Annotated in this window: 20 protein-coding genes; 8 read left to right on the forward strand and 12 right to left on the reverse strand. The window is 59.9% G+C overall.

Annotation, left to right across the window (positions count from 1 at the left end; all coding sequences use genetic code 11):
* Positions 1 to 146 precede the first annotated feature (146 nt).
* Positions 147 to 1,313, reverse strand: a complete 1,167-nt coding sequence (rpsA, locus tag I1M21_RS03310; RefSeq protein ID WP_022095232.1) for a 30S ribosomal protein S1 — start codon at positions 1,311 to 1,313, stop codon at positions 147 to 149.
* A 315-nt stretch (positions 1,314 to 1,628) separates the two neighbouring features.
* On the opposite strand from rpsA, the gene I1M21_RS03315 reads away from it, so the two are divergent.
* The gene (locus I1M21_RS03315) at positions 1,629 to 2,387 is read left to right on the forward strand and encodes an HAD family hydrolase (protein ID WP_324248725.1); all 759 of its coding nucleotides are present in this window, start codon (positions 1,629 to 1,631) and stop codon (positions 2,385 to 2,387) included.
* Positions 2,388 to 2,576: 189 nt separating this feature from the next.
* On the opposite strand, the gene I1M21_RS03320 is transcribed toward I1M21_RS03315, so the two are convergent.
* Positions 2,577 to 3,896: an L-cysteine desulfidase family protein gene (locus I1M21_RS03320; RefSeq protein WP_195192426.1), complete on the reverse strand. Its 1,320-nt coding sequence runs from the start codon at positions 3,894 to 3,896 to the stop codon at positions 2,577 to 2,579.
* 271 nt (positions 3,897 to 4,167) lie between these two features.
* Here I1M21_RS03320 and rpiB point away from each other — a divergent pair, with 271 nt between their 5' ends.
* Positions 4,168 to 4,635: a ribose 5-phosphate isomerase B gene (rpiB, locus tag I1M21_RS03325; protein WP_006234151.1), complete on the forward strand. Its 468-nt coding sequence runs from the start codon at positions 4,168 to 4,170 to the stop codon at positions 4,633 to 4,635.
* Positions 4,636 to 4,786: 151 nt separating this feature from the next.
* Here rpiB and ndk read toward each other — a convergent pair whose 3' ends face one another.
* From ndk to I1M21_RS03345, 4 genes are all read right to left on the reverse strand, one after another.
* Positions 4,787 to 5,191 carry a nucleoside-diphosphate kinase gene (gene ndk / locus I1M21_RS03330; RefSeq protein ID WP_195192427.1) on the reverse strand — a complete coding sequence of 135 codons (405 nt, stop codon included), beginning with the start codon at positions 5,189 to 5,191 and terminating at the stop codon, positions 4,787 to 4,789.
* A 386-nt stretch (positions 5,192 to 5,577) separates the two neighbouring features.
* The gene (argH, locus tag I1M21_RS03335; protein WP_195192428.1) at positions 5,578 to 7,008 is read right to left on the reverse strand and encodes an argininosuccinate lyase; all 1,431 of its coding nucleotides are present in this window, start codon (positions 7,006 to 7,008) and stop codon (positions 5,578 to 5,580) included.
* A gap of 118 nt (positions 7,009 to 7,126) precedes the next feature.
* Entirely contained in the window at positions 7,127 to 7,297 is a 171-nt protein-coding gene (locus I1M21_RS03340; RefSeq protein ID WP_195192429.1) for a hypothetical protein, read from the reverse strand.
* Positions 7,298 to 7,530: 233 nt separating this feature from the next.
* Entirely contained in the window at positions 7,531 to 8,757 is a 1,227-nt protein-coding gene (locus I1M21_RS03345) for an argininosuccinate synthase (protein WP_195192430.1), read from the reverse strand.
* A 554-nt stretch (positions 8,758 to 9,311) separates the two neighbouring features.
* Here I1M21_RS03345 and I1M21_RS03350 point away from each other — a divergent pair.
* On the forward strand, positions 9,312 to 10,139 hold the full coding sequence (locus I1M21_RS03350) for a Cof-type HAD-IIB family hydrolase (RefSeq protein ID WP_195192431.1): 828 nt from the start codon (positions 9,312 to 9,314) through the stop codon (positions 10,137 to 10,139).
* A gap of 275 nt (positions 10,140 to 10,414) precedes the next feature.
* Here I1M21_RS03350 and polA read toward each other — a convergent pair whose 3' ends face one another.
* Complete coding sequence (gene polA / locus I1M21_RS03355) at positions 10,415 to 13,165, reverse strand: DNA polymerase I (RefSeq protein ID WP_195192432.1); 2,751 nt, start codon at positions 13,163 to 13,165, stop codon at positions 10,415 to 10,417.
* Between the two features lie 166 nt (positions 13,166 to 13,331).
* Between polA and I1M21_RS03360 the strand changes: the two genes are divergently transcribed.
* Together I1M21_RS03360 and I1M21_RS03365 are read left to right on the forward strand one after the other, a co-directional pair.
* Positions 13,332 to 14,729, forward strand: a complete 1,398-nt coding sequence (locus tag I1M21_RS03360; RefSeq protein WP_195192433.1) for an aminopeptidase — start codon at positions 13,332 to 13,334, stop codon at positions 14,727 to 14,729.
* A 102-nt stretch (positions 14,730 to 14,831) separates the two neighbouring features.
* On the forward strand, positions 14,832 to 15,641 hold the full coding sequence (locus tag I1M21_RS03365; protein WP_195192434.1) for a YaaA family protein: 810 nt from the start codon (positions 14,832 to 14,834) through the stop codon (positions 15,639 to 15,641).
* 136 nt (positions 15,642 to 15,777) lie between these two features.
* On the opposite strand, the gene I1M21_RS03370 is transcribed toward I1M21_RS03365, so the two are convergent.
* The gene (locus I1M21_RS03370) at positions 15,778 to 16,299 is read right to left on the reverse strand and encodes a hypothetical protein (RefSeq protein ID WP_195192435.1); all 522 of its coding nucleotides are present in this window, start codon (positions 16,297 to 16,299) and stop codon (positions 15,778 to 15,780) included.
* A 171-nt stretch (positions 16,300 to 16,470) separates the two neighbouring features.
* Between I1M21_RS03370 and thiC the strand changes: the two genes are divergently transcribed.
* Both thiC and thiD read left to right on the forward strand, forming a co-directional pair.
* Entirely contained in the window at positions 16,471 to 17,805 is a 1,335-nt protein-coding gene (gene thiC / locus I1M21_RS03375) for a phosphomethylpyrimidine synthase ThiC (RefSeq protein WP_195192436.1), read from the forward strand.
* A gap of 182 nt (positions 17,806 to 17,987) precedes the next feature.
* Positions 17,988 to 18,818, forward strand: coding sequence for a bifunctional hydroxymethylpyrimidine kinase/phosphomethylpyrimidine kinase (thiD, locus tag I1M21_RS03380; protein ID WP_195192437.1), 831 nt, complete (start codon positions 17,988 to 17,990; stop codon positions 18,816 to 18,818).
* A gap of 60 nt (positions 18,819 to 18,878) precedes the next feature.
* Here thiD and I1M21_RS03385 read toward each other — a convergent pair whose 3' ends face one another.
* The 4 genes from I1M21_RS03385 to I1M21_RS03400 form a co-directional block, all read right to left on the reverse strand.
* Complete coding sequence (locus tag I1M21_RS03385) at positions 18,879 to 19,538, reverse strand: GDSL-type esterase/lipase family protein (protein ID WP_195192438.1); 660 nt, start codon at positions 19,536 to 19,538, stop codon at positions 18,879 to 18,881.
* A gap of 78 nt (positions 19,539 to 19,616) precedes the next feature.
* Positions 19,617 to 20,732, reverse strand: a complete 1,116-nt coding sequence (locus I1M21_RS03390; RefSeq protein WP_195192439.1) for a TIGR02452 family protein — start codon at positions 20,730 to 20,732, stop codon at positions 19,617 to 19,619.
* Positions 20,733 to 20,869: 137 nt separating this feature from the next.
* Positions 20,870 to 21,565, reverse strand: coding sequence for a Bax inhibitor-1 family protein (locus tag I1M21_RS03395; RefSeq protein WP_055286094.1), 696 nt, complete (start codon positions 21,563 to 21,565; stop codon positions 20,870 to 20,872).
* An 84-nt stretch (positions 21,566 to 21,649) separates the two neighbouring features.
* The gene (locus I1M21_RS03400; RefSeq protein WP_195192440.1) at positions 21,650 to 21,988 is read right to left on the reverse strand and encodes a hypothetical protein; all 339 of its coding nucleotides are present in this window, start codon (positions 21,986 to 21,988) and stop codon (positions 21,650 to 21,652) included.
* Between the two features lie 250 nt (positions 21,989 to 22,238).
* On the opposite strand from I1M21_RS03400, the gene I1M21_RS03405 reads away from it, so the two are divergent.
* Positions 22,239 to 23,288 carry an inorganic phosphate transporter gene (locus tag I1M21_RS03405; protein WP_195192441.1) on the forward strand — a complete coding sequence of 350 codons (1,050 nt, stop codon included), beginning with the start codon at positions 22,239 to 22,241 and terminating at the stop codon, positions 23,286 to 23,288.
* Positions 23,289 to 23,323 lie beyond the last annotated feature (35 nt).

The raw sequence follows: 23,323 nt of genomic DNA on the forward strand, positions 1-23,323 counted from the left end.
TGGCTTTGTAAAGCCGTTTGTCTCCACCCGCGTAGCGGGTGGTTTAAAGCTGGCCGCTGCGCGGCCAGCAGACTAAAGTCTTGAATGCAAAAAGGGACCCGTCCATTGCGGACGGATCCCTTAAAACAAGTGATCGTCAAACCGATTTACTCGGCGTCAGTCTCCTCGTCCTTCTTCTCGGAAGGCAGCGGGGTGACCTCGATCTCGACGCCCAGAGTCTCAGCAGCGGACTTCATGGACAGGGAGATACGACGACGGTCGAGGTCGATCTCCATGACCTTGACCTGAACCTTGTCGCCCACGTGGGTGACCTGAGAAGGCTGATCGACGTGCTTATTGGCCATCTCGGAGATGTGCACCAGGCCCTCGATGCCCTCGCCCAGGTCGACGAAAGCGCCGAACGGGACAAGCTTGGTCACAGTGCCCTCGACGATAGCGCCGACGGGGTACTTCTTGACCAGTGCGCGCCACGGATCCTCGGTGGTCTGCTTGAGACCCAGGGAGATGCGCTCGCGGTTGAGATCGACGTCGAGAACCTCGACCTCGACCTCCTGGCCGACCTTGACAACCTCGGAAGGATGGTTGACGTGGTTCCAAGAGAGCTCGGAAATGTGGATGAGGCCGTCGATGCCGCCGAGGTCGACGAAGGCGCCGAAGTCGACGATGGAGGAAACGGTGCCCTGGAGACGCATGCCAGACTTGAGCTTGGACAGGATCTCGGAGCGCTCGGCCTTACGGGACTCCTCGAGCACGACGCGACGGGAGAGGACGACGTTGTTGCGGTTGCGGTCCATCTCGATGACGCGAGCCTCGATGCGGGTGCCCATGTAGGAGGTGAGGTCCTTGACGCGACGGAGGTCGACGAGGGAAGCGGGCAGGAAGCCACGCAGGCCGATGTCGAGGATCAGGCCGCCCTTGACAACCTCGATAACCTCGCCCTCGACGTTCTCGCCGGAGTTGAACTTCTCCTCGATGCGGTTCCAAGCACGCTCGTACTCGGCACGCTTCTTGGACAGGACCAGACGACCGTCCTTGTCCTCCTTCTGGAGAACCAGAGCCTCGATGGGATCACCGAGTGCAACGATGTCTGCAGGGTTAGCGTCCTTGCGGATGGACAGCTCGCGGACCGGGATAACGCCCTCGGACTTGAATCCGATGTCAACGAGCACCTCGTCATGCTCGATCTTAACGACAGTGCCGTTAACGAGATCGCCCTCATCAAAGTCGGTAATCGTACCGTCGATGAGGTTGTTCATCTCCTCCTCATTGACATCGTCAAGAGAGAAAATGGACGAGTTCTGAATCTCACTCAAAGGTGGACCCCTTTCGAACTACGGGGCCCCGATTGCTAGGACCTACAGAAGGGTGCGACAAGCACACAACGTTTAGGAACACTCGGGAGCCGACAGATACTAATGTGACGCTTATGCAATCACGTTCGTATAGGTTACGGGGAAATGAGTTCGATTTCAAGCGTGAACTGCGATTTTTTACTCGTGTGGAGACTTTTTCGTAATCTTATGAACACACGTCTCCGCAACTTGACGATAACCAGCCAGGCATTCGGCTTTGGGGTAAAGTATCCGGAGCCAACGATTCTAGATCGATTTTTCGAGAAAGGTGCCCGCGTGCTCAAAGCAGTCGTTTTCGATATGGACGAAACGCTTCTCAGCATCAACCTCAACGCGTTCATCCTTCGCTATTTCAAAGATGTCTCTTCGATGCTCGCGGATATCGGGCGCCGCAGCCGCGGTGGCACGATGGCACGCCTCGGGACCATCCTGGTCGACCTCAACGCCAATCGCCGCAGCGGCACGGACAACCGCACCAATCTTGAGTTTTACCGCACCGAGGTCGAGCGCAGGTGCGGCATCTGCCTCTCCGATCCCGTCATCTACGAGGCGTTTACCTACTACGACCGCGAAGTGCTTCCGCACAAGAATGACGATGTCATTAACGCCCACGCCATGCCCGGCGCACATGCCGCGCTTCAGGCCGTACAGGATGCAGGACTGCGTTGCGCGCTCTTTACCAACCCCAGCTTTCCGCAGGGGGCCATCGAGTGCCGCATGGGTTGGGGCGACCTGGCCGACGCCCCCTTTGAGCTCGTCACGCACATGGGAAACACCACCCGCTGCAAGCCCGATGCCACCTACTATCTAGATCAGCTTCAGGTGATGGGGCTCGAGCCGCACGAGGTCCTTATGGTGGGCAACGATCCCAAACGCGACTTCCCCAGCCCCGCCTGCGGCATTCAAACCGCCTTTGTGGGCCAGGGCAAGCCCAGCCGAGCCACCTGGCGCGGAACCATGGAAGACTTCGCCCGCAACTTTAACGCCGTAGTAGAAGCCTTCTACGAACACCAAGTAGCCGACGAACTGTCATAGGACCCCTCGCTCCAAACAAAATAGCGCCGTAGGTTGAGCATAAGTCAGCGAAAACGCCCCTAAGCGAGCAATGTGCCTTGAAAGAGGAGGGCATAGGCCTTCTGGCCATGCCCGACGATTGAAAGGCAGATTGCCGCTTCGGGGCGTTTGCAGCGTCGACTGGTTACGCGGTTTGGTAAAACCGCGTAACTAACAAACCTGGGTTTTGCCGATCATGATGTTGAGGATCTCGACGTCGGTGTCCTTCATGCCCACGCGGCCTACGTAGCCCATACTGGCGATTGTCTGCTCAACAGTATCTTGGATCAGGCCCTCGCCGGCGCGGAAGCCGCGGCCTTGCATGGCCATATCATGGCCCAGAATCGCCGCATCGACGGCAGCGGAAATCTTGGCGGCGCAGCTTGCCTTGGCGCCATCGCACACGATGCCGCCAACGTTGCCGAGCGTGTTCGAGACTGTCGCGCCGATCTGCTCGCGCGTGCCGCCACACAGCCAGGTAATCGCGGCGCCGGCGCCGCACGCGGCGCAAATAGCACCGCAAAACGCCGAGAGCGCACCAATATAGCTCTTGATATGCACGGCGATAAGATCGGACAGCATCACGGCGCGCACCAGGTGCTCGTGGTCGCAGCGCAGGAACTCAGCATACTCCATGACGGGCAATGCGCAGGTAATGCCCTGATTGCCCGAGCCGCACACAATGGCGACCGGCAGCGCGCAGCCGTTCATGCGGGCGTCGGACCCGGCGGCTGCACGGGCACGGGCACGGCAGGCGACGTCATCGGCACGAGCGCCCAGCAGCGTACGGCCCACCTCGGCACCCCAAGCGTGCGCGAGACCCTCGGCACTGATCGCGCCGTTCAGCTCAATCTGACGCTCAACGGCAGCGCGGGCGTCCTCAATGTCACCGTCCTCGATAAAGTCGATGATGGACTCAATGCTCATAGGAGTATCGGCGTTATCTGCCGCACGCTCGGCCACCACACGTTCGGCGCAGGCGGCACACTCCCCCGCCGACTTGCCGCATACCGGAATACCGTCGAGCGTATGGCACGTGACATTGGTGTGGTGATCGGTAATCTCGACGACCGCGGTATGGCCCCCGGCCGTCGCAGTCACCTTGATGTAGAGGTTGGGCACACCCTCGACAAGCGACACATCGCAGTAACCGGCATCGGCGAGAAGCTCAGACACGCGAGCACGGTCTTCGTCGTTAACGCTCTCAAGCACCTCAAGCGCGCTCTTAGCGTCGCCGCCCACGGCACCCAGCACGGCCGCGGCCTCAATACCGTGCATACCGCCCGAGTTGGGCACGGTCACGCTCTTGACGTTCTTGATGATGTTGCCCGAGCAGGCAACATCCATATGATCGGGCTCGCAACCGAGCGTCTGGCTCGCCAGCGCTGCTGCATAGGCAACGGCAATGGGCTCGGTACAGCCGAGCGCGCAGACAAGTTCACGGTTCAAAACATCGCAAAACGCGGCATCACGGATGGAATCGGTAGGCATAGGTATCTCCTGCTTGCATAACGGGCTGGGCTCTCAAAAAAGTTAGCTCCTTTATTTGATAACAATGCATCAAAAACCGCAACCATGGTTCCGGCGGACGGCGCTCAAGCACAAACTGACAGCATTCATTCATGAGAAGCCGGTCTTGTTGCATGCTAAAGCGTTTGACCAAAAAACGCCCGAGCGTTTACGCAAAAGTCGCGCTATCATGCAGTCGAACGCGGTAAACACCTTTAGCATTTGCGCCGCACAGACCAGAGAGGAACCATCCATGAAGATCGGTATCGGTAACGACCACGCCGCCGTCGAGCTCAAGAACATCATCTCCGAGCACCTGAAGGAGCGCGGCTGCGAGGTCGTGAACTTTGGCACCGACACCTCCGAGAGCTTTGACTACCCCATCGCCGGCTACAAGGTGGGTAAGGCCGTTGCCAACGGCGATGTTGACCTGGGCATCCTCATCTGTGGCACCGGCGTCGGGATTAGCCTGGCTGCCAACAAGGTCGAGGGCGTACGCGCCGTCGTGTGCTCCGAGCCCTTCAGCGCCAAGCTCTCCCGCATGCACAACAACACCAACGTGCTCGCCTTTGGCGCCCGCGTCGTGGGCTCCGAGCTCGCTAAGATGATTGTCGACGAGTGGCTCGACGCCGAGTTTGAGGGCGGTCGTCACGAGCGTCGCGTTAACCTCCTCAACGAGATCGACCACACGCGCGGCCTCAAGGTCGTCGATGAGGCCTAAACCACTCAGTGCCACAAGCTAACAGCAGGGGCCCGCTCGGAACTTATGACCGAGCGGGCCCCTTCATAGGTTTTGGTATAAAAGAGCGCCGCGGATGGAGTTCCGCGGCGCCCAAGCCACACGCTAACAGCTTTAAGGAGTCAAAGCTGGTTTAGCCAAAGAAGCGCTTGATCTCAATCTCGGCGTTCTCCAAGCAGTCGGAGCCGTGGATCACGTTGGCGTTGACATCGACGGCAAAGTCGCCGCGGATGGTACCAGGAGCAGCGTCAAGCGGGTTGGTAGCGCCCATGAGGGTGCGCATCTTAGCAACAGCGGAGAGACCGGAAACGACCATCTTGACGACCGGACCGCTCGTCATAAAGTCGCAGAGACCGCTAAAGAAGGGCTTGTCGGCCAGATGGGCGTAGTGCTCCTCGACGGTAGCGCGCTCGAGCGTGGTCATCTCCATGCGCTCGATGACAAGACCGCTGCGCTCAATGCGAGCAACAATCTCGCCGATCTTGCGATCGCGCACGGCGTCGGGCTTAATCATGATGAAGGTCTTCTCGATAGCCATAAAAGTAGCCTTTCAAGTAGGTTCGCGCGTGCCCAAGTCCCATTCCGGCACCCGCCTGGACTGCATCGTAACAGAGTTTTAGCTGCAGTTAAACAAAAAGCTGTTTATTGAAACGCTGCAATTTATTAAAGCGCTCCATATGTGTCACTTCTGTTTCGAAGCCCGATTAGAGTACCATCCGACCGCCCATCAACCGCATCGAACAGAGCAGGCGGTCGGTTGCCGCCCGCGAACGTAACCCCTTCACAACCTGCCCAAAGGTCCTACAGAAGTTCTCGACAAGCCCCTCCCCCATAGCAACAAAATACGGGCGTCCGCATCAGCAGACACCCGTAAAAGCAAAAACGATTTATCGATAAATGGCCAAAGCCGCTTCAGCCAAAGCCCTACTTTACCCCGTGGCCCATCTCGACGACCTTGGTCAGCGATCCAAACACGCCTTCGTCGGCCACGAGCTGTGCCACGGCACGCTGCAACTGCACGGCAACGGCAGCAGGGGCGGTACCGCCCTCGGTCGTGCGTGCAGCGACAATCGACGGGATGTCGAGCGCCTCGGTAATGTCGCGCTCAAAGAGCGGGCTTGCCTCCTGGAACACCTCAAACGGCAGGTCCTCAAGATTGCAGCCGCGCTTCTCACACATCAGGACCAGATGGCCCACCACGGCATGTGCCTCGCGGAACGGCAGACCACGCTTAGCCAGGTAGTCGGCAACATCGGTGGCGGCAAGGTGCCCCACGCCGCACTCGCGCGCCATGGCATCCTCGTTGACGGTCCAAGTCGAAATCATACCGGCCATAACCGACAGGCACTGCATGAGCGTATGGGCGGTATCGAGCGCGCCCTCCTTGTCCTCCTGCAAGTCCTTGTTATAAGCAAGCGGCAGGCCCTTCATGGTCACGAGCAGCTGCACCAGGTTGCCATACACACGGCCGCTCTTGCCGCGGATAAGCTCGGCAAAGTCGGGATTCTTCTTCTGCGGCATGATGGACGAGCCGGTGGAGTACGAGTCGGAAAGCGTGATAAAGCCAAATTCGGAGCTCGACCACAGCACGATCTCCTCGGAAAGACGCGACAGGTGCATCGCCATGACGGAGCCGGCGTAATGCAGGTCGAGGAGGAAATCACGGTCGGAAACCGCATCGAGCGAGTTGGGAATCACGCCCGCAAAGCCAAGTTCGGCAGCCGTCATCTGACGATCGAGCGGATAGCTCGTGCCGGCAAGCGCGGCAGCACCCAGCGGGCAGTTGTCGGCGGCATCAAAGGCTGCCTTCAGGCGTGTAAAGTCGCGCGCGAACATCCAGGAATACGCCAGCAGATGATGCGACAGCAGCACGGGCTGGGCGTGCTGCATGTGCGTGTAGCCCGGCAGAATCACCTTGTCGTACTTCTTAGCCGCATCCACCAGCACATGGCGCAGCTCAAGATTGGCCCCCATGAGCTCCTTGGCCAGCGCCTTGACGCCCAGGCGCGTATCGGTCGCCACCTGGTCGTTACGCGAACGCCCGGTATGCAGGCGCTTACCAGCCTCGCCGATGCGGCGCGTCAGCTCGCTTTCGATGGACATGTGAATGTCCTCGTCGTTGATGTCGAAGGTGAAGTTGCCGGCATCGATATCCTGTTCGATTCCGGTCAGACCCTCGGCAATCGCCTGCTCGTCCTCGGCGTTGATAATGCCCTGGGCCGCCAGCATCTTGGCATGTGCCTTAGAGCCGGCGATATCCTGCTTATAGAGATGTTTGTCGACCGGCAACGACGCGCCAAACTCCTGCGTGACCTCGGCCACGCCCGCCTCAAAACGACCGCCCCAAAGAGCCATGGAACCGTCCCCTTTCATCGAATACCAAAACAAGCGCCCAAAGCAGTGCGCCATGTCGCTAAAGCAATTTTTCAACCGCTAGTTTTACACACTCCCTGCCGTGCGCGGGGCCATGTAGCTAATTTGCAAAGAAGTGACGCACCATGCACTTGGCGCCCAACGTCTCCCTCCGGATGTTGCCCTGCGAACCATCGATCCAGGCCTTCAGGCTCATAGGGACGTCCTCGACCCTTGCAGCATCGAACTCGGGCGCGAGGGCAAGTAAAGCATGCGTGATAGCATTGAACATAATGGATACTCCTCATATATATAGGCGCAGAGCCGCCAAATTGATAGAAGGAGCCCCGCCGGACAACCCCGGCGGGGCTCGGACTCAGCCGCAGACGCGGCATCATATATGCGGGCGGAACGTAGGGGCCACCGATGTTAAGAAGTGTCAGCAAGCATAACGAAAGGTAGGGACCCCGTGCGCCCGTTTTGTATCACGCGGATGGGCCGCGCGGATACCAAGGGAAGGAAGACTTAAGCCTGGGCGGCAGCGGAGCTGGGACCCTGGACCTTAGCCCACGTCTTGAGCGACAGCGTATCGATCTCGATAAAGCCGGCGCTGGCCTTCTCGTCAAACGTGGTGTCGCGGTCGTAGGTAGCCAGACCGTAGTCGTAGAGGCTGAAGGGGCTCTTGCGGCCGATGACATGGCAGTTGCCCTTAAAGAACTTCAGACGGACGGTGCCGGTCACGAACTTCTGGGTATCGGCCATAAAGGCGTCGAGCGCGTTTTTGAGCGGGCTGTACCACTGGCCGTTGTACACGGCGGTGGCCCAATCCTGCTCGAGCTTGATCTTGGTCTTGAGCAGGTCGCCCTCGACGCAGATGTCCTCGAGCGCCTTGTGGGCGGTGATGAGCGTCAGGGCGCCGGGAACCTCGTAGCACTCGCGGCTCTTAAGGCCCACCAGGCGATCCTCGACCAGATCGAGACGGCCAAAGCCATTGTCGCCGGAGATCTTGTTGAGGGCGATGACAATCTCGGAAAGCTTCATCTTCTTACCGTCGACGGCGACGGGCTTGCCGGCCTCAAACTCAATCTCGGTGTAGGTCGGGGTGTCCGGCGTGTCCTCGGGGTTCTTGGTCATAACCCAAGCGTCGTCGAGCGGCTCGTTCCAGGGATCCTCCAGGTGGCCGCACTCAATGGCACGACCCCACAGGTTGTCGTCGATGGAGTAGGGGTTGTCGTTGGCACCCTCGGGAACCGGCACGTTGTGGGCGTGAGCATAGGCGACCTCGTCGGGACGGCACTTCAGGTCCCACTCGCGAACCGGGGCGATAACCTTGAGCTCGGGGTCGAGGGCCTTGACTGCGGCCTCAAAACGGACCTGGTCGTTACCCTTGCCGGTGCAGCCATGGGCGACGTAGGTCGCGCCAAACTCATGAGCGACCTCGACAAGCTTCTTGGCAAGCAGCGGGCGAGACAGGGCGGAGAGCAGCGGGTACTTGTTCTCATACATGGAGTTTGCGGCGATGGCCTTAGTCAGGAACTCATCGGAGAACTCGTCGCGCAGGTCGAGCACCTGGCAATCGAGAACGCCCAGGTCGAAAGCCTTCTGCTTCTTGGCATCCAGACCGGTCTCCTCCTGGCCCACGTTGCCGCAGACGCAAACGACATCGAGATTCTTCTCGTCCTGGAGCCACTTGACACATACGGATGTATCAAGACCACCGGAATATGCGAGAACGACTTTTTCCTTGCTCATGGCTGTTTCCTTTCGCCCTTGGTAGCTAGTTAGAACATCGGTCAATTGCAAGTCACCTTGAGGTCAAAAACCGTGCAATATCAGGTTATTCAGCAGAATGCATCACAGGCATGCCCTAGAAACATGCGGCTATGTCGTGCTTAAACCCAACGACCTCAAAATGACTCTGTTGAGGCATTGCGCCCCATGCGGACAGAGACGATTGTTATCGTCGTCGGGAAATTGCGCGCTGGCGTCGGATGGCATTGTCTGCAGTGGTGGTGATCTTTACGAACTGCATCTGCCTCTCCTTTCACGTATCGCCGGGCGCAATTCAAATATCGCAAACGGTACCTTTTCCTCGGTAAACGGCTCTTTTGCCGTCTCCGTTTTCGATGTTCGCTATATTACGATAAAGTGCACGCTGCGCAAGCGACAAATTCAAATTTCTGAAAAGTTTTTTCATTAGTTTGTGAATTGCAGTGCAAATACGCACCATTCCTGCGAAAATACGCTCGACTACTAGTTGATGGTTATAACGTCTGAAACAATCTCGAAACGAAAGGCGCATTTTTATGCAAACTTACGAATCGGACGCCAACATCGGCAACATTAAGATTCTCGCCGTCGATATGGACAAGACGCTGCTGACCGACGAGCGTGTGCTGCCCCAGGGTCTTGATGAGCGCCTGGACAAGCTCGCCGACGCCGGCATCGTATTCTGCCCCGCCAGCGGACGTCCCGCCCCCAAGCTCGAGGAGATGTTCGAGGGTATCAAGAACCGCCTCGCCTTTTGTCCCGACAACGGTGCCTGCGTCATCTATCGTGGCGACTATATCTATAAGAGCAATATTGACGTGGACCTGTACCAACAGGTCTTGAGCCGCGCCTCGGAGGATTCTCGTGCTGTCCCCGTCCTGTGCTGCTACGATGAGTTCTACGTGCTCGCCCGTGACCATCAGTACCATGACGAGATCAGCGTGTACTACAACACGATCAACTACGTCGATACCTTTGAGGGCCTCGATATCGAGTCCAACAAGATCTCGATCTTCTTCCCGGCCTATGACGCTGAGCCCGCTTTCCGCGAGACCTATAGCCCCGAGTTCTCGGACAAGCTCTATGTCACCAACGCCGGGCGCGAGTGGATCGACTTTATGAACCTGGGCGTCGACAAGGGTGCCGGCGTCGCGCACCTGTGCGAGCACCTGGGCATCGATATTGCCGATGCCGCCGCCGTGGGCGATACCTACAACGACATCCCCATGCTGGAGCGCGTCGGCCACAGCTTTATCGTGGACAACGCCGAGGAGCATATGAACGCGCATGCCAAGTGGCGCATTCCGAGCAACAACGACGGGGGCGTACTGACGCTCATCGACGCCATCTTGGCGGCTCGTTAACGTAGCTCGTCGGACCTGGCCGGGCGGCGCGGATTAGTTTTTCGTTCGGTCAGGTCCTGGGCTCGCTCGGAAAGCACATTAAGTGCTTTCCGGCTCGTGCGGAATCTACGAAAAACTAATCCGCGCCGCCCGGCCAGGTCCTAGGTTTACTTGCTTGCCGCCTAGATGGTGTCTTGGCGCCTAGATACTTTGGCTGAATTTAATTGGATGAAGGGAGCTCCTTGTTGATGAGGGGCTCCCTTCTTGTTTGGTTACTTTGGGGTTGTGGGGCGTCTTTATTTGGCATCGGCCCAGGTTATGCCGGTGCTGGCTTCGGCGATCAACGGTACGCGTAGGTCAACTACGTGTTCCATTACGTCGCGGACCATGGTGGTGAGGCGTTCGACTTCGTCGACGGGGCATTCAAAGTCGAGTTCGTCGTGTACCTGCAGGATCATGTGGGCGGCAAAGCCTTCTTCTTCCAGGCGACGGCTTACGCGGGCCATGGCGATCTTGATGATGTCAGCCGCGGTTCCCTGCATAGGGTGGTTCATGGCCGTTCGCTCCCCGAAGCCGCGGAGCTGCGGGTTTTTGGCCTTGAGCTCGGGAATGTGACGGCGGCGGCCATACATGGTCTCGGCATAGCCCGTCTGCTTGGCACGTGCCACCACGTTGTCGAGGAACGTGCGCACGCCCGGGTAGGCCTCGTAGTAGCGGTCGATCATGTCGCGCGCCTCGGCCATCGAGATGTGCAGCGACTGCGACAGACCATAGGCCTGCTGACCATACACGATGCCGAAGTTCACGGCCTTGGCGCGGCTGCGCAGGTCGGGCGTTACCTCGGACACCGGCACGCCAAACACACGCGCTGCCGTCTCGGCATGGAAGTCCTCGCCCTCGTTAAAGGCGCGCACCAGATGCTCGTCACCCGAGAGATGCGCCAGCAGACGCAGCTCGATCTGCGAGTAGTCCACCGCCAAAAAGACGCTTCCCTCGCCTGCCGAAAACGCCGTCTTGACGGTACGACCCAGCTCCGAGCGCGTCGGGATGTTCTGCAGGTTCGGGTCGCTCGAGGACAGACGACCCGTCGCGGTGATGGTCTGGTTGTACGTAGTGTGTACGCGACCGTCACCACGGCGTAGCGGGCCCAGGGTGTCCAGATAGGTGGACTTGATCTTAGACTTCTCACGCCAGTCCAAGATCAGACGCACGATCTCGTGGTCACGCGCAAGGTCGCTCAGCACCTTGGCGTTGGTCGAATAATAGCCGCGCTTGGTCTTCTTGAGGCCCTTGGTCGGAAGCCCCATCACATCAAAGAGCACATGCGACAGCTGCATGGGGCTGCCGATGTTAAAGGTCTCGTCACCCGCCAGGTCGCGAATACTGCGCTCAACCTCGGTAATCTGGGTCGCCAGACCCTCGGACAGACTGTGCAGACGGTCGGGGTCCACGAGCATGCCCGCGCGCTCCATCTTGGCAAGTACCGGAACGAGCGGCATCTCGATGCCATCGAATACGTTGGCGGCGTTCTCGCGGGCCATGCGGTCGCGCAGCGGTGCGACCAGCGCCAGCGTCAAGGCCGCCGTGCGAGCGGCGGGCGCCGGAGCGTCCTCACCGGCATCCTCTGCACCGCGCGCCGCAGGCAGCGCCATCTGCAGATACGTATCGGCCAGATATGCCTCGTCAAACTCGGAGCGGTCGGAATCCAACAGGTAAGCGGCGACCACGGTGTCGAAGATGCACGTGGAATCGACTGCCAGCGGATCCATAAGCTCGGGCTCGGAAGAATCGATGGGCGAAAGCTCATGCAGCAGCGCTTTCATATCCGGGCTCGCCACGCGGCCCTCCACAAACAGGCGCGCAAGCACGCCGGCAATCACGCCGTGGGCGAAGTTGAAGCCATCGACTACGGCAGTGGCACCGCCGTCGCCCTCCTCGAGCGCGAACAGGCCCTTGGACGTCGCCAACCACAGCGTGCGCGGCAGTCCAAAGAGCGCGCCCTCTTCCTTGTCGTCGTCCACCACGGCGGCGACCCACTCGCCGGCATCAATCGCGCGGGAGACCTCGGACGCGACGGCACCAAGCGCGTCGGCATCGCCGGCGGCTGCGCGAACCATAGCAGGTATCTCAAACACACTGGAGACAGCAGCAGCCCCGCCCTCGCCGCCGATCAGCGCCAAGAAACGGTTCTGCATGGCGGTGATACCAAGCGTGCCCAGCGCCGCGGACACTTCGTCGGCAGAAAACGCCGGGAAGGACGTTTCGTCAAAGTCGAGCTCGACGGGCGCATCGGTGCGAATGGTTGCGACCTTGCGGCTCAGCAGCGCATCGTCGATGTGCGCACGCAGGTTCTCGCCCATCTTGCCCTTGACCTCGTCGGCATGCGCGATGACCTCGTCCAAGCTGCCGTACTGTGCGATGAGCGCGCTCGCCTTTTTGGGGCCGATGCCCGGTACGCCGGGAATGTTGTCCGACGTATCGCCCTTTAGACCGTAAAAATCGGGCACGAGCGCCGGCGTAATGCCGTGATACAGGTCGTCCACGCTCTCGGGCGTCATGATCGCCACGTCGGACAGGCCCTTGCGGGTCGAGACCACGTTGACGTGCTCGGTCACGAGTTGATACATGTCGCGGTCGCCGGTCACCAGCAGCATGTCGCAGCCGGCCTCTTCACCCAGGCGCGCCATGGTTCCCAGGATATCGTCGCCTTCCCAGCCCTCGGACTGCAGAATCGGCACGTTGAGCGCGATGAGCAGCTCCTTGATCATCGGAAACTGCGCATGCAGATCGGGGTCCATGGGCGGGCGTTGCGCCTTATACTGCGGCAGCATCTCCATGCGCACGCGCGGTTTGCCCTTATCAAACGCCACGACCACACCGTCGGGGTTAAAGGCATCGATCATCTTGAGAAACATGTTCAGAAAGCCGAAGATCGCGTTGGTGGGGCGCCCGTCCGGCGCATTCATGGTGGGCGGCACGGCGTGGAAGGCGCGGTGCATGAGCGAGTTGCCGTCGATAACGGCAAAGGTGCGGCGCTTGTCAGACATATTGAATACCTCGCTTTGGGCTGGGCACGGTTTGCTCACACCAGTTTACACGCTCCCCGCCCCGCGGCCACCGCACATCAGGCTTCCCTGCCGCCGCGGGCCCCCGCGTGATACGATGGCTCACGGTACATCAACCAGCACGATCGATCCGAAAGGAGCCTGCGTCATGGAGCGTCCCTGCGCATGGAAAAAGTACACGCCACAGCAAGTCGAGGAACTCGAGGAGCTTTGCCGCGGCTATAAGCAGTTTTTGAGCGAGAATAAGACCGAGCGCCTGTGCGTCAAGACCGGCATCAAGATGGCCGAGGAGGCGGGCTACGTCGACTTGGAGACCGTGATTGCCGAGGGCCGCACGCTCAAGGCCGGCGACAAGGTGTACGCCGCCAATCACGGCAAAGACCTCATGCTCGTCAACCTGGGCACCGCCCCGCTCGAGCAGGGCTTTAACATCCTGGGTGCTCACGTGGACTCGCCGCGCCTGGACCTTAAGCAGAATCCCGCCTTCGAGGCCGGCGACATGGCCTACCTCGACACGCACTACTACGGCGGCGTCAAGAGCTACCACTGGGTGGCCTCCCCGCTTGCACTCGTGGGCGTCATCTGCAAAAAGGACGGCACCACCGTCGACATCAACATCGGCGACAAGGCAGACGATCCGGTCTTTACCATCTCCGACCTGCTGATCCACCTCTCGAGCGAGCAGATGTCCAAGCCCGCCAAGGACGCCGTCGACGCCGAGATCCTCGACGTGATCGTGGGCGGCCGTCCCGTCAAGTTTGACGAGGACGACAAGGACGCTCCCAAGGAGCCCGTCAAGCAGATGTTCCTGGACATCCTCAAGGAGCAGTACGGCGTCGAGGAGGAGGACTTCCTCTCCGCCGAGATCGAGGTCGTGCCCGCCGGTCCCGCCCGCGACATGGGCCTCGACCGCTCCATGATTTTGGGCTATGGCCACGACGATCGTGTCTGCGCCTATCCGTCCATGCTCGCCCAGATCGACGTCGCCAACGTGGAGCGCACGAGCATCACGCTCATCGTCGATAAGGAGGAGATCGGCTCCGTGGGTGCCACCGGTATGACGAGCCGCTTCTTCGAGAACACCGTCGCCGAGATCATGACGCTCGCCGGCGAGGATAGCCCGCTGGCCCTGCGCCGCGCGCTCGCCCGCAGCCGCATGCTCTCCTCCGACGTGTCCGCCGGTTTCGACCCGGGCTATGCCGGCAAGTTCGAGACGAAGAACGCCGCCTTTATGGGTCGTGGCCTGTGCTTTAACAAGTACACGGGCAGCCGCGGCAAGGGCGGTTCCAACGACGCCGATGCCGAGTACGTGGCCCTCGTCCGCGACATCATGGACGAGGCCGGCGTGGACTTCCAGACCTGTGAGCTCGGTCGCGTCAACGCGGGTGGTGGCGGCACCATTGCCTACATCATGGCCAAGTATGGCATGAACGTCATCGACTCCGGCGTTGCCGTCCTGTCCATGCACGCCCTGTGGGAGGTCGCCAACAAGGCCGATATCTACGAGGCCTACCGCGGCTACAAGGCCTTCCTCGAGCGCGCCTAACCAAACCCTTGTAACTTGCGGTGAAATACGGATTCATCAGGCCTTCCAATGGGGAAAGCGGTCTGTATTTCACCGCAACTTTTTTAGCGGGAGGAGGATTCCGTGCTACAGGTCGTCATTTCGCCCGCCAAACAGATGCGGACAGCTCAAGATGCCTTTGACGTTTTGGGCATACCGCCTTTTGCACATCAGACGGCCCGGCTCCATCAGGCACTGCTAGGCATCGAACGCGAGGATGGCGCAGCAGGTCTTCAGGCCCTTTGGAACGTGAGCGACAGGCTGCTTACAACGTGCCTGGATACGCTTCACGAATTTATGCCCGCCCTGAGCGATGCCGACCTCGCCGATCCCGATATCGCGCGCCGAATCTCCCCCGCCGTCATGTCCTACCACGGCATCCAATACCAAAGCATGGCGCCCGAGGTCATGGATGCTGCACAGCTCGACTGGCTGCAAAACCATCTCTGGATCCTCTCCGGATTGTACGGATGTGTGCGGCCTTTCCATGGCGTTGAGCCCTATCGGCTCGAAATGGGAGCCAAGCTCGCCGTCAACAACGCCCGTGACCTCTATGCGTTTTGGGGCGACAAACTTGCATGCGCCATTGCGCCGACCGGCTCCAACACCACGGTCGTCAACCTTGCCAGCGCGGAGTACGCCAAGGCCGTTCTACCCCATCTCGCAGGCGACGCCACAACCGTCACTTGTCTCTTTGGCGAAGGTGTCCGCAACGGCAAGCCCATCCAGCGCTCGACCGCCAGCAAAAAGGCGCGCGGCTCCATGGTGCGCTGGATGGCAGCAAACGGACTCGAGGACGCCGGCCGTCTCACCGAGTTCAACATCGGCTATCGCCACGCCCCCGAGATCTCATATCCAGGCACCCTCGTGTTCATCAACGAACAGATGCTCTAGACCCGCCACCCAAAACTGACCCGCTCAGCCTTCTCTATATAACTTGCGGTGGAATAGTTCCTATTTGAGCTTTTTATCGCACAATCAGGAACTATTCCACCGCAACTTTTATGAATTGGCTGGCTAGGCTCGACACCTATTCTGCTAGACCGTCGGCCTTTGCAATCCCGTTTGTCGAACCGTCCTGATAGATAATCTTGACGTGCTCAGCCTCGGAAACCGCAACACCCGTCGGAGGCTCCAGACGCCATTCCGTCAGGGCGATATCCATGGTCGTGGGCACATCTCCTTGATCTTTGAGCTTCACCGTCAGCGTTTTGAGCGCCGCGTCAAACGTCACGCGTTCGATTTCTTCGCCCGGAATGGACCCACCACTCAGCTGCAACTGCACAAACTCATCGTGCGGGTACCAATAATCGCCCGGAATGGCGAGCGTATTGGCATTACCGCCAGTACTCCTCACCGTCATAATCGGTAGGCTATCATCAGCCTCGAACTCCCATGCAGCGCCGCCGCGACCACCAAACGTCCAGATACAACAGGCAATCACCATCACGACAAGGATCGCAAAACCAATCGCGACAAGGCCATGGTGCGCACGGCCCTCCTCGGCCGATACGTCCCATTGCATCTCTCGATATAGATGCTTGTCTTCCATGTTCGCCTCCCCACGGGCATGCTCATCGCGTCAATCGTACCCATTCGAGCTATACTTGAGCCCACCACATAAACGGGGAGCTTGCAGGACAAGACGGCAGGCTGAGACTGGGCGCGCCCGCCCTGACCCGCAAACCTGATATGGGTAATGCCAACGAAGGGAGCCGTGCCAATGAGCACACAGACCGAGCCCAAGCTCGTCACACAAATCGACTTCGCCCGCGCTGGGCAGATCACACCTCAGATGAAAGAGGTCGCCGAGCGCGAGCATCGCGACCCCGAGTACATCCGCGAGCGCGTGGCAGACGGCCGCATCGCCATTCCCGCCAACATCGTGCATATCAAAAAGGGCATGCGCGCCTTTGGTGTCGGCGAGGGCCTGTCCACCAAGGTCAACGTGAACTTGGGCATCTCGGGCGACAAGGCCGATGCCGCCGAGGAATGGAAGAAGGTCAAGATTGCCGAGGACTTTGGCGCCGACGCCATCATGGACCTCTCCAACTCGGGCAAGACGCGCCAGTTCCGCCAGCAGCTCATCGACGAGACGCCGCTTATGGTGGGCACCGTCCCCATGTACGACGCCATCGGCTACATGGAAAAGCCGCTGGTCAAGCTCACCAAGGACGACCTGCTCGAGGTCGTTCGCGCGCACGCCGAGGACGGCGTGGACTTCATGACCATCCACTGCGGCATCAACAAGTCGGTCATCAAGACCTTTAAGGAGACCGGCCGTCTCATGAACATCGTCAGCCGCGGCGGCTCGCTGCTGTTTGGCTGGATGGAGGTCACCGGCAATGAGAACCCCTTCTACGAGTTCTACGACGAGGTGCTCGAGATCTGCCACGAGTACGACGTGACGATTTCGCTTGGCGACTCCTGCCGCCCGGGCTGCCTCTACGACTCCAACGACGCAACCGAGACCGCCGAGATGATCGAGCTGGGCAAGCTGTGCAAGCGCGCCTGGGCCGCCGGCGTCCAGGTCATGGTCGAGGGCCCGGGTCACATGGCGCTCGACGAGATCGCCGCCAACATGAAACTGCAGAAGCGCCTGTGCCACAATGCTCCGTTCTATGTGCTCGGGCCGCTGGTGACCGATATCGGCGTGGGTTACGACCACATCACCGCTGCCATCGGCGGCGCCATCTCCGCCAGCTCCGGTGCCGACTTCCTGTGCTACGTGACACCGGCAGAGCACCTATGCCTGCCCAACGCCCAGGATGTGCTCGACGGCCTCATGGCCACCAAGATCGCCGCACACGCCGCCGACATCGCCAAAAAGGTGCCCCACGCCCGCGACATGGACGACAAGATGGGCCAGGCACGCCGCAAGCTCGACTGGGACGCCATGTGGAAGTGCGCGCTCGACCCGGTTACGGGCAAGAAGCGCTACGAGGAGTCCCCCGCCGCCACCGAGGGCACTTGCACCATGTGTGGCAAGATGTGCGCCGTCCGCACCGTCAACAAGATCTTCGAGGGCACCACGATCGACCTCGGCATGGAGGACTAGCCCTGTCGCCGCGGCCGCTTCTGGCGGTGAGCTGGTGCCTGTCAATTGTTAACGTGTGAACATTTGCTTGCATTTGCGTAAAGATTGCATCGCCCGCCCGGGTTCGACATAGAGTCGGCCCGGGCATCTTTATAATGCTGGCTTATAGACCCATTTGATTCCGACCGAACAAGGGAGCGAACATGGATCGCAGTAAGGTACCTGCCGTTCTATCCATCGCAGGATCCGATTCCAGCGGTGGCGCCGGCATTCAGGCCGACATCAAGACCATCACGGCGCACCGCCTGTATGCCGAGACGGCCATCACCGCCATCACCGCACAGAACACCCTAGGCGTCACCGCCGTGCAGAACATCTCCCCGGATATTGTCGCGGCGCAGATCGATGCCGTTTTTGACGATATCCGCCCCAACGCCGTCAAGATTGGCATGGTTTCCTCTGCCGAGATTATCGATGTTATCGCCGACCGCCTGAGCGCCTGGAACGCGACAAACGTGGTAGTCGACCCCGTCATGGTCGCCACCTCGGGCGCTCGTCTGATCGCAGAGGACGCCGCCGAAGCGCTTACACACCGCCTGTTCCCGCTGGCAACCGTCATCACGCCCAATATTCCCGAGGCCATGGCGCTGCTCGATTACGAGGTCGATTCCGAGCGCACGCAGCAAAATGCTGCCATGCTCCTCACCCGCCGCTTTGGTTGCGCATCCCTCGTTAAGGGTGGGCATCTTGTCAACGAGGCCAACGATGTGCTGGCAGAGCCCGCATCGCTCGATGACGAGGGCAATCATCTGGGCGATCCGCTCACCACGTGGTTCCGCCACAAGCGCATCGAGACCGGCAACACACATGGCACCGGCTGTACGCTTTCGTCCGCCATCGCCTGCGCGCTGGCCCAGGGCATGGATCTTGCCGATGCCGTCAACGCCGGCAAGGCCTACCTAACGGGCGCTCTCGCCGCCGGCTTTGACATGGGCAAAGGCTCCGGCCCCGTCAACCACATGTGGCAGTATTAAGATTCGCAGCCCAAACCACCGCAAAGGGGACAGACACCTTTGCGGTGGTTTGGGGTCGCGCTACTCACCGAGCATCTCTTGGAGCTTGGCTGCCACGGCGTGGCCCAGGTTCTCGTGGCTTTCGGGCATCATGTGCAGATAATCGATATCGCCCGGCTCGGCAAAATCGGCGGCATTCAAAAAGTCGCAGCCAAACTGCTCAGCCACATGCGCGTAGTACTCACCAAAATGTTCCGAGGCCTCGACAGAGCGCTCGTCAAAGTCGGTCATGTACACATCGGCGATTTGCGGCTTGATCTTGATAGGTGCCATCAGCAGAATGCGCGGGCAGGGCGCGGCATCGGTCCATGCAAACGCACGGACGGCGCGAATTAACGCCATGGCGCCGCGGGCAATATCGGAAGCCGTCACGCCGAAGACCGTCTTGCAATCGTTAGTTCCCAGCATAATAACGATCGCATCCAGCGGCTTATGGGCCTCGAGCAGCATCGGAAGCGCGCGGATGCCGTTAAGATTGGTGTCCAGATGGCACATGTCGTCGCGTACCGTCGTGCGGCCGTTGAGGCCTTCTTCAATTACATGCCAGCCCTCGCCTAAGTCACGTTGGGCCACGCCGCACCAGCGCACATCCTGCGCATAGCGCACCGCGGTGCCGTCGCGCATGCCCGCTGGATCGTAACCATAGGTGTTGCTGTCGCCAAAGCATAGAACGTTTTTCATCTTGAGCTCCCCATTCGGTAAAAAGCCGACGGGGGCGATCCCTCCCGTCGGCTTGGCATATCACATCGCGCGCACCGCTTACAGGTACTTGCGCCAGTCATCGTCATCCTCGTCGTCCTCGGCAGCAACCTGGGCCTGCTCGGCGGCACGGGCGGCTGCGGCGCGGGCGGCAACCTGAGCATAGGACTCCTCGTTGCGCTCGGGGAAGTTTGCCAGCACGTTCTCGAACTTGGCGAAGTCCTCGTCCCAGCGCGTAGAAGGCACGGCAAAGAAGACTTGCTTGACCTTAAAGTCGCCCGACGCGAGCTCCTTGCGGAAGAGCTCAGCCACGGCCTCTGCGTCAAAGCCGTTGTTGTCGCAGCCCCAAGCGCCCAGCACGAGCTTCTCGCGACCTAGCTCGTCGCAGATGGCAAGCACAAAGCGAATGCGGTCGCGCAGGGCATCCAGCAGAGCATCGTCGCTCACGCGATACTCCTGGCGGGCGCGCTTAACGTTGGGCGCGGCGGCCACGATCACGTCGGCGTATGCATGCACGTGGTTGCGGTCGAAGCGCACCGCAGGCACCACCAGCGCACGGTTTCGGTAAAGCTCGCAGTTGATGTTGCGGCGACGGTTCTCGCCGTACCATTTGCGCTGCTTATCGAGAACGTTGTACAGATACGAATCGGCGCACAGCGTGGCCTCCTGGCCCAGATAACCCTGAATATAGCCACCGCCCGGGTTGGTGAACGAGGCAAAGGCGAGCACGGCCATGTCGCAGAACTGCGCATAGCCACGACCGTTGTCCAGGATAGCCTGCGTGGCGGAGGCATCAAGCACGGTGACCTCGGGCAGAACCGGAGCGGGCTCCTCAGCAGGCGCGGACTCAGCTTCAGCGATTTCCTCGGCAGGCTCCTCGACGGGCTCAGGCGCTGCCTCGACCTCGGCAGCCTCCACGCCCTCGACGTCCTCGGCAACCTGTTCTTCGGCGACCACAGCACTCTGAACCTTGGCCTTCATCGCCGAGACAAAGCCGGCAGGCATACCGTCAAACTCGCGAACACCGGCAAGCGAACGCTCGATATCCTTGGCGCACGCTTCGGACACAGTTGCCACGTGACGCTCGGCGGCCTTGGCACGGGCCTCGCGCTTGGGATTGGGCTGACCCGCTCGGTTGGACCTGCGGTTACGGTTCCTGTTGTCGACGTCTGCCATACGTGGCCACCTTTCCTGTCGCTGCCGCTATCGGCTTTTCCCATCCATGATACCCCGCCGCGTACAAAAAAGACGGCCCCGAAGGACCGCCTTTTGCATCGATTTGCACGCACGGCAAGCACCGCCGCAATTCGCCACTAGTCGCGACGGCCAAGGATGTTCAGGATGCGCAGGAACACGTTGATAATGTCCACGAACAGATTGGACGCCATGAGCACGGCGTTGGGCAGCGTAGGCGGCACCGTCGTGGCAACATAGGTGTCGTAACCAATAAAGCCGGCGAACACCACGATCACGATCAGGTCGGTGATGGTCTGCGAGACGCCCATGAACATCAGCACGATCTCAACCAGAATAGTGGCGAGCAGAATGCCAAAACCGATGCCATATACGCGCTGGAAAAACTTGGGGAACGTCACGCCCAAGGCGCCAAAGACAAAGGTGATGGCGGCTGTGGCGATAAAGGCAGTGTTGATGGTGGGCAGGTCGTAGTTGGCAAGGCCAAATGACGCGGTCAGGCCAAAGGTACTCGCAAAGATTACGTAGCCCACAAGGGACAGGCCCACGGACTGCTTGCTGGCGGCGGCCGACATCATGACCATGCCGACGATGGTCAAAATAAACGAGCCAAAGACCAGCGGCAAGGCGGCGCCGCTCATCATCATGCGCGCAAACGACATGGTGCTCGTAAAGTAGGCGCCGGCGCCCATGGCGCAAAAGCCCAAGAAGATCAGGGCAGACATGGCGAGATTGTACGCGCGCGGCGACATCTCCTTGGCGCGGCTTGCACCGCTCTCGACGGGGCCGTTCTGATAGCCCTGGATATCGTTCATAGGTTCGTCCTTTCAAAAAGCGCCACAAATAACGACGCAGTAGCTGACAAGATTCCTGTCATTGTACCCGAATGCCATACGTCCTTACCTACGGCGCTCGCCCTCGAGCGTACGGTCGAATGCCCACACCCACCAACGCATCAGATGGGCCTGCGAGCCATCTGGTCGTTCACGCGCCTGGTCCTCCAGATACAACTCGGTCGCGTGCCCGCCAAAACGCACCTTATAGGTTGCCGTACGAATGCCGTGAACCGTTAAGCCAAAGCCCGTGGACGAGACAATCTCGTCAATCGTAAAGCAACGACCGTCGACCCAGCAGACGGTGACCGGCACGACTTGTCCGCCCGCGAGGATGCGAGCCACGACGTCCACATACTGCTTGTGCACGCGCCGAGTTTTGCCATCTGTCTGTCGATATTCCATGTCTCCTATTATCGAACGCATGTTTGCATGTTGTAAAGCGAACAGACTGTGGTTTTGGGGTGTTGGAGCGCGCACACGCGTCCTCATGGCGTGTTAGCAAAAAGAATACCCGCGGTCAACAGGACTAATATTCAATTTTAGTGCCAAAAAATCCACTTCTCACATCAGAACTCGGTAAAGGAACCCGCAGGAGGTGATACGATTTATCATGTTTTTGTAACGTGCCTGCAAACTTCGAGAAAGCCCATATATGGACGTAACGTTCTCAACCTTCCTCGGCCAAATTGTGTCGAACCCAGTCCTTGCCGTCACCGTGATCCTCGCGCTCGGCGCCATCTTCGTCAATGGATGGACCGACGCGCCCAACGCCATCGCGACCTGCGTCACTACGCGTTGCATGCCCGCCCGCGCCGCCATTCTCATGAGCGCCGCATTCAACTTCCTCGGCGTGCTCATCATGACGCACTTTAATGCGAGCGTCGCCAACACCATCTCACATATCGTCGACTTTGGCGGAAACAGCACCATGGCGCTCGCGTGCCTCTGCGCGGCGCTGTTCTCCATCGTCGTCTACGGCGCCACAGCGTCGCGTTTTGGCATCCCCACCTCGCAAAGCCACAGCCTTATCGCCGGCCTGACCGGTGCCGCTATCGCCCTCGGCGGCGCGAGCAGCGTCAACGTCCACGAGTGGATGAAGGTCATCTACGGCCTGGCGCTCTCCATCGGCCTGGGCTTTGTCATGGGCTGGGTCCTGTGCAAACTCGTCTCGATTCTTTTCGCCGCCGCCAACAGGCGACGTGCCAATGTCTTCTTTAAATACGCTCAGATCGCGAGCGCTGCGGCCATGAGCTTCATGCACGGCGCGCAGGATGGACAGAAGTTCATCGGCGTGCTCTTTTTAGGCGTGGCCTTCGCAAACGGCCAGACTAGCGTCGGCGATGACGGCATCCCCATCTGGATTATGCTGCTGTGCTCGGCCACTATGGGTATCGGCACCAGCGTGGGCGGCGAGCGCATCATCAAGTCCGTCGGCCAGAGCATGGTTAAGCTCGAGAAGTATCAGGGCTTCTCCGCCGACCTCGCGGGCGCCGCGAACCTGCTGCTTGCCACCCTTACCGGCATCCCCGTGTCCTCCACCCACATCAAAACCTGCGCCATCATGGGCGTCGGTGCCGTCAAGCGCCTCTCGGCCATCAACTTCGGCGTCGTCAAGGACATGATGTTCACCTGGTTCTTCACCTTCCCCGCCTGCGGACTCATCAGCTTTGTCATGGCCAAGCTGTTCATGATGTTCCTCTAGTCAAACCGAACGTCCATCCGGACCGCAACACTTCG

Origin of the sequence: Collinsella aerofaciens (assembly GCF_015546965.1) — a bacterium.
Classification (GTDB): Bacteria; Actinomycetota; Coriobacteriia; order Coriobacteriales; family Coriobacteriaceae; genus Collinsella; species Collinsella aerofaciens_X.